The sequence below is a fragment of the Maledivibacter halophilus genome, assembly GCF_900167445.1.
Taxonomy (GTDB): Bacteria; Bacillota; Clostridia; order Peptostreptococcales; family Caminicellaceae; genus Maledivibacter; species Maledivibacter halophilus.
The window spans coordinates 133,883-141,989 of sequence record NZ_FUZT01000011.1 but is presented as its reverse complement, the minus strand read 5'-3'; the positions used below and the strand labels follow the sequence as shown (position 1 = coordinate 141,989).

General features: G+C 32.1%; 3 protein-coding genes and 1 riboswitch. All 3 genes read left to right on the top strand.

All coding sequences use genetic code 11. From position 1 onward, the window contains the following. Positions 1-4,299: collagen binding domain-containing protein (locus tag B5X81_RS19875; protein WP_079494245.1), on the top strand; the 4,299-nt coding region annotated here is incomplete at its 5' end. A gap of 166 nt (positions 4,300-4,465) precedes the next feature. After that, positions 4,466-5,176, top strand: a complete 711-nt coding sequence (locus tag B5X81_RS19870) for a class D sortase (protein WP_079494243.1) — start codon at positions 4,466-4,468, stop codon at positions 5,174-5,176. Positions 5,177-5,383: 207 nt separating this feature from the next. Beyond that, positions 5,384-5,465, top strand: a riboswitch (cyclic di-GMP riboswitch). 190 nt (positions 5,466-5,655) lie between these two features. Then, positions 5,656-7,740, top strand: a complete 2,085-nt coding sequence (locus tag B5X81_RS19865) for a methyl-accepting chemotaxis protein (protein WP_139380399.1) — start codon at positions 5,656-5,658, stop codon at positions 7,738-7,740. Positions 7,741-8,107 lie beyond the last annotated feature (367 nt).

Sequence of the window (8,107 nt, the reverse complement as noted above, 5' to 3'; positions counted from 1 at the left end):
GATGAAGAAATCATAGAAGATGAAGAAATCATAGAGGATGAAGAAATAATAGAGGACGATCATCTATTAAATCTGCCAATGGATAAAGAAAAAGAGATACTAAATGATGTAGTGGAGTATTTATCTGCCCCAAAGGATTTAGGGGATATTTTTACCGATGTGAGACTGAAAATAAAACATGGTGAAGGTCCAGAGGAAGATATTGTCGATGGAGATATAATTGATATTAATGAAGAAACTATTGTAAAAATTGAAATTGACTGGGCAATAGGAGATGATGTTGAGCTTAAAAGCGGCGACTGGGCAGAGATGAAAATTCCTACTGTATTTAAAGATCTTCCAAATTCCACCGATGGAAAACTTATGTTTGGTGATACAGAAGTAGGCATCTTTACCTTAGATAATAAAAATAATTTGAAAGTTGAATTCAATAATGAGCTTGTGGGTTTCTTTGAAAGGAAAGGTGAAGTATGGATTTGGCTACAATTTGACGAAGAAATAATAAATGATGATGCCAAACAAACTATTGAATTTGAATATCCAATTAATAAAAACTTTACAGTAACTTTAAAGCCAAAAGGAGATAATCCACCAATATCTAAAACTGGTAGCCCAAATGAATCTATAAATGCAGAATTTATAAATTGGAGCATTGATGTTAACACTTCCTTAGAAGAATTAAATAATGCAATAATTGAAGATGAGATTCCAGATGGGCTTGAATTAATACCAGAAAGTATAGAAATTTATGATTTAACAGTTGGATATGATGGGGAAATAAAAAATGAAGTATTATCAAATAAAACTTCAGATGATTTTCCAGTAGAATTAGGCAAAATAAATTCTGCTTATAGGATTAGGTATGAAACTAAAATAGTAGATTATTCAAAGGATAGTTACCATAACGTAGCTATTTTAAAAGACGGAGATAATGAAAAAGGTACAGCAGATTTTGATATAGGAAAATTGGAATTAGGTTCATCAATAGAGAAAGAGGGTACAGCAGATAATGAGAGCTATGACTCTACACAGATTACTTGGACTATAGATGTAAATAGGTCTGAATTGAATCTAAGTAATGTCGTAATAGAAGATAGTGAGTTTAGTCCGGAACTAGAATTCAAAGAGGGATCCATAGAGATATATAAACTTACTAAAGAAGGAAATAAATGGATTGAAGGAGATAGTGATATAAAGGAGGAATTTGGAAATCTTCAAAATTTCCCAATTAGTCTAGGAAATTTAAATAAGGAAGCTTATAGAATAAAATTCATTACAGATATAAACTATGATGGGTACAATTCATCAAATGAATTTACAAATAAAGCTGTGCTAAAGGTTAATGGAGCAGAAAGAGGGAATGATACAGCAGAAGTTAATGTATACAGAAGCAGTTTGTTAGAAAAATATGGATACGAGACCACAAATTATAAAGAACCTCATATAACATGGGATATATATGTGAATAGGGCTAATCATAATATAGAAAATGCCACAATAAATGATACTATAGGTCCTGGTTTAGAATTAAGACGAGATAGTATCAAAATATATGACCATAATGATAAGGAACTTAAACTAAAAACCGGCTCAGAATTTCCAAGGATAGAAAGTTTACAAAATAGCGGTTTTACAGTAAGATTAGGGGATATCAATACTTCTTATAGAATACGATATATAACAGATATAAAAGAGCCTGATGAAGATTTTTATAATGAAGCTGAGCTAAAGGGAGATGGTCTAACCGGTGATGGAATAGCTGATGAATCTATAAAAACTGGAGAAAAGCCTCCAGAAAATGTTGTGAATAATAACTACAAAAAAAGTAAAGAAAGTAACAAAATAATAGATGGTATAGTATATGACGGTTTAAATTATGAAGAAAAAACCATGAGCTGGAAGATAACTGTAGATGCAGTTAAAGAAGAAGTAACCAGCCTTAAGATTACAGATACTTTTGAACCAAATAAGAGTATGGTATTTATGAAGGATTCTTTAAAAATATTAAAGAGTTCAACTGTTTTAGAAGAAAATACTGATTATACTCTTAAAGATAATGGTGCAAATGGATTTATTCTTGAGTTCAATGGTCCATTAGAGAGGGAAAAATATAATATTTACTACAAAACATCCTTTGATCCAAATGAAGTATTAGATAAAGATGGAAAATTGAACTCAACTAAGACCTATACAAATAAAGCTGTATTTTCAGGTAAAACTAAAGATATTAAAGGTATAGAAAAAATAATCAATGAAACTGGCACTGCTAAATATGATATAAAAGAGTTTATATCTAAAGGTGGTAAAAAAGATGGGAATCTAGACAGAGAGAATAGGCAAATCACTTGGAAAATATATGTGAATGCCTTAGGACAAAATCTAAAAGGAAATGATTTTGTAATAACTGACACTCTCAGCTCAACGGATTCTACAGATTCAGGTCAAGAATTTGATAAGAGTTCTCTAGTTGTTAAAGAATATAGCTTAAATAAGCAAGGTGATATAGTTGTAGGTGATGAATTGGACCAAAGTAATTATTCTATTGCTTGGAAGGATAATGAAAATAAATTTGCACTTACTTTTTCAGGTGGAATAGATAAACCCTATATGATAGAGTTTAAAACTAATATTTTAGGTATATCTAAAGAAAAATATATAAATATTGCTCAAATTTCAGGAAAAGATGGTCTAACAAAGAAATATGAAAAGAAAGTAAATTACCCGGATTACAATAGCTTCTTAATAAAGGACGCACCTGGTGTTAGTGATGAAGTCTATACAGATGATGAAATTAACTGGAAGCTTATTATAAACAAAAGCTTGTCTGATATAGATGAAGGAGCGGTATTGGAAGATACTATAAGTAAAGGTTTGGTGTATGTAAATGATAGCTTAAAGATAAGTAAATCTAATGGAGAAGTTCTTACGCCAGATACTGATTATACTTTAGAGAAATTGATAAATGAATCAGGAGAGACAGAACTTAAAATAACTTTTAAGGACAAAATTACAATATATTATATTGTTGAATATACTACTGTAGTAGTTGCAGGCAATGGAGAAGAAGTAGAAAATGAAGCAGTATTTAATGGTGAAAGAACAGAAACAAAAGATACAAGTGATAAAAAGTTTTCTGTAACCCAGTATTCAGGTGGAACAGGCAGTGGTGTTCGTCCAGGGAATATAAAGATAATAAAAAACGATCCTGAAGAAGCTGATAAGAAATTAGAGGGTGTAGGGTTTGAGTTCTATTATCTAATAAATGGAAAGCCACAACTGGTTGAGGACGAATATGGTGAAACGATCCATTATACAAATGAAAAAGGAATTTTGGAATTTAATGGATTGAAATTAAGAACTTACTATTTAAAAGAAGTGGAAGCACCGATAGGATATGATATTCCAGAGGATATCTATGAGTTTAAGTTAGATGAAACAAAGATATCAATAATAAAGGAAATACCAAACACTAGGCCAAAGACAAATATAACAGCAATTAAAAAGTGGGTTGGTGGACCAAATCCTAAGCCAACTATAGAATTACAACTGTATAGAAATGGCGAAGCATTAGGAGAACCAGTGGAATTAATTGATGGAGCCATAAGTTATACTTGGGATAATTTGTATGAACTTGATGAGAATGGCGATGAATATATTTACACTGTTAATGAAGTAAATGTTCCAGATAACTATAGGAAATCAGTTTCAGATGATGCCCTAACAATAACAAATAGATATATAAGACCAGAATACCCGGATGACCCAGAATACCCAGAAGACCCAGAAGATCCAGAAGATCCAGAAGATCCAGAAGACCCAGAAGACCCAGAAGATCCAGAAGATCCAGAAGACCCGGATGACCCAGAAGATCCAAAAAAACCAAAGAAGCCAAAGAAGCCAAAGAAGCCAAAAGAACCGAAAGAACCGAAAGAACCAGAAGATCTAGAAGAACCAAAAGAACCAGAAAAGCCGGAAATGCCGGAAGCCCCACTAGAGCCAGAATTACCAGAAGCTCCAATAGTAATTAAACCACCAGAAAATGGAACAGTGGAATTTGACAAGAATGGTAAGTGGAAATACAATCCAAGTCCAGGTTTTGTAGGTAAGGAAAAATTTGTTATAAAACATCCAAATGGAGAAGAAGAAATAATAGAAATAGATGTAGGTGATGTGCCTGCTGGTATACCAGATGTTCTTCCTAAAACTGGAGAAAATAGCAATTTAGAATATTACCTTATAGGATCATTATTAGTGTTACTGGGAGTATTTTTTAAGAAGAAAAATAGCATGGAAAAATAAAGTTCAAGCAGTAGGTTTTGTAATCCAAGAAGGGGAAAAGTAATTTTTAAAAAAATAAAGGCAGAGATTTAATCTTTGCCTTTTAAAATATTAACAATATTTGTCTCAGTAGGAATTTTACCTATAAAAAGGATATTAAACAAGAATAAAAGGCAGGACATAAAAAATGAAAATAAAAATTATTTCATCAATGATAATATTTATAGGATTAAGTACCATAGCATATCCCAAAATTTCAGAATTATATGCGGATTATCAGCAGCAAAAACTTATAAAAGAATGGCAAGAAAATTTGGCTATTATAGATAATGAAGATACTATAGAGATAGAGAATAAAAAAATTCAAAACCTATGTCAAGAGTGTAATATATCTACAAAGATAAATGAAAATAAGTTAAATGCAGAAGAACAAAAGAAGAGAGAAGAAGAAAAGAAAAAAGAAGAGGAGAAAGCTGCAAGAGAAAAAGAAAATTATATACAAAAGTATATGGAAGGTGTATTAAAAATAGATAAAATCAAATTTAGTCAACCCATACTTAAAGGAGCTACGAAGGAGAATATGAAAATATCAGTGGCTAGTATAGAAAACACAGGGAAAGCAGGAGAGATAGGAAACTATGCTATAGCAGGACATAGAAGTCGTACATTTGGAAGGAATTTCAATAGATTAGAAGAGGTTGAAGCTGGAGATACAGTGAAAGTAGATAGTGGAGATAATCAATACAAGTATACAGTAACAGAAAAACTGTATGTTAAACCAGAAGAAGTATGGGTATTATATAGTAATGGAAAGGATAAAGAAATCACTTTAATTACATGCCATCCTATGAATAATCCAACACAAAGATTGATAATAAAAGGAAAAATAATTGATTAAGAAAATCAAAGGGACAAGTATATTGCCTCTAAAATTATACTGTTTTTCTTTTTTTTATAAATAAGATCGAGTGACTACTGATTGTATCAAAAATGGCTGGTGAAGCAAACTAATTTATAAAATCTGGTAGGAAATTAATTCATCAGTTTACATCAGGCTTGAAACATTATATAATAGGCTATGAATTTATATGAACAGTTTACATCTGATGAAGTTGGAAGCGAAGAGGGGTTCTCGTGATATGGGCACTTTGAGAACAGGGAGCTAGTGGTGCAACCTGCCAATAATTAGTGATGCTAATTATTGGCTTTTTACTTATTAAAAGTAAGCATATACAATTATCTGAGTAGATTAGCGCTAGAGGATAGAGGATTAATAAGAAACTAATTTTGTATTATGTAGAGAAAATAATACTGTTTGGAGTAACTATAATATTAAGAACATTATTATAATTTATATCATTGAAAGGAGAGAGAGTCGTGAAAAAAATTAAATCAAGGATTATTTTATTAATAGGCATTCTATTGTTATGTATTTGTACAGGGTTTGGCGTCATCGCTTATACTACATCTGCCGATGCTTTGATATCTAATGTTGAACAGACGATACCTAAATTTGCAATTGAAGCCTCCAAGACTATTAAATTTGGCATAATGAATCAGCTTAATGCATTGGAAGTAGTAGCAGATGATGATAAAATTATTAGATTTCTAAAAAATGGAGAGAAAGATTTAACTGATATAAAATTTGTAATGAATCATGAAATGTTAAGAGCAGGGCATTTAAGAATGGCTGTTGTAAATAAAAATGGTGGTGCATTTTATAATGATAATTATACAGCCAATTTAAAAGATATGCCTTATTTTCAGAAGGCTATAGCTGGTCAAAAGACCGTATCAGATCCAATCAAAAATAAGGAAGACAACACAATTTACATGATCTACGCTGTTCCGATAATATCCGATTCGAAGACTGTAGGAGTGTTAATTGCCTATAGAGATGGCTATGAATTGAGCGACTTGGCAGCAGAAATTACTTACGGTCAGTCGGGGAAGGCTTTTATGATTAATAAACAGGGTAGAACAATTGCCCATGCTAATAAAGAAATGATAACGACAATGATACAGGGAGATAGTCATCAACAAGAAAGTATCGATGCAAATTCATCAGCGACAATAGCTGTTGATGCAGTCTCCGCTGCTTCTAAGGAGAGCAGTGGTAATAAAGCAATAGGATTTGAAAACTTTTCAAGTCTACAGAACCAAATGATAGATGGACAAACGGGGTTTGGAAAATATCGATATGAAGGTATAGAAAAATTTATAGGGTTTGCACCAATAGAGATGTATGGCTGGTCTGTAGGTGTAGAGGTGAATAAGAGTGAAGTTCTGGAAGGATTAAATAGCCTGCGTCAAAAAACTGTGATGACATCTATACTATTTTTAATCATTAGTTTAATAGTAGCCTATATAATTGCCAATAATATTGTTCAGCCTATTACATACCTCACTAAAGAATGTGCACAAATGGCTGAGGGAGATTTTTCCCGTAGATATGCTGAAAAATATATAAAAAGACATGATGAAATCGGGGGATTGGCAAAGGCATTTCAAACCATTGGAAAAAACCTTAGTGGGCTTATGAAGGATGCTGCAGAGATTTCTTTAAAATCCGCTTCATCTTCTCAGCAGCTTAATGCAGCTATTCAGCAATATTCGGCAGTGGAACAAGAGGTGGCTAAAACCGTGGAGGAAATGGCCAGGGGAGCTAATGTACAAGCCGAGGATGCGGAAAAGGGCTTTGCCAAAGTCAGTGAAATGGGACAATTGATAGAGCAAATGCAGAAAATTATTGTGGAATTAAACGATTCTGCCCATGAAGTTGAATATATGAAAGATGAAGGGTTTGAAATATTAGAAGAGCTTGTAAACAAGACAATAAATAGCAGTAAGGGAACAGAGCAGATATATGAAGTGATTGTTAGTACCAATGAAAGTGTTGCTAAAATTGAAAAAGCAAGCTATATGATTGGGAATATAGCGGAGCAAACCAATCTGTTGGCATTAAATGCAGCAATTGAAGCAGCTAGGGCAGGAGAAGAAGGAGCAGGTTTTTCAATAGTTGCAGAGGAAATAAGAAAGTTAGCGGAGGATTCAAATCTGTTTACAAAAGAGATAATGGCTGTTATCCAGGAATTAACAGGTAAGTCTAATGGTGCTGTAGATACCATGAAATCCGTTTCAGAATCAGTTGAGTCTCAAGCAGAGAGTGTGGAAATGACAAAGGTAAGATTTAAAAGAATTGCAGGAGCCATTGAGAATACAAAAAAGAATATAGCTACTCTCAACCAATCTGAGATGGAAATGAAAATAAAAAAAGAAGAAGTTATTGATATTATACAAAATTTATCAGCGGTTTCTGAACAAAATGCTGCTGGAACCGAGGAAGTATCTGCATCCGTTGAAGAAAAGACAGAATCTTTAGGTCAAATTTCAAATACAAGTGAGATGTTGGCAGAGTTATCAGAAAAAATGAATCGTACTTTAGACAAGTTTAAATATTAAATTAACATTTTATTATTATTTTAAGTTTTCTCTTGAAATATTATAAATTTTATATTAAAACATATGTTAAGAGTTGCTCGCTGCTTATTAGGAAGAAATAATAGATATAAGAATATCAGCTTGAGTCAATAGAAATAGTTCTTGAGTTTGGGTAATCAAAAGTTTAGGGTGGTTTATTATCGGTAAAAAATAGTTGAGGAAATTGCATAACTCTAATTTGGCTGGGTTGCATAATATATATGGTATGGCTTTGAAGATTTTAAAACTATATGTAGTAGATAATCTTTTTGGAAGGTAATTATGCAATTTGCTCAGTTAAAAGATTTGTTTTGTACCTATAGGGTATAATAAATTTGTAGAAGCAGAT

Excerpts from the sequence above, each read along its gene's own strand:
- B5X81_RS19870 (WP_079494243.1), top strand. The coding sequence starts at position 4,466 with ATGAAAATAAAAATTATTTCATCAATGATAATATTTATAGGATTAAGT.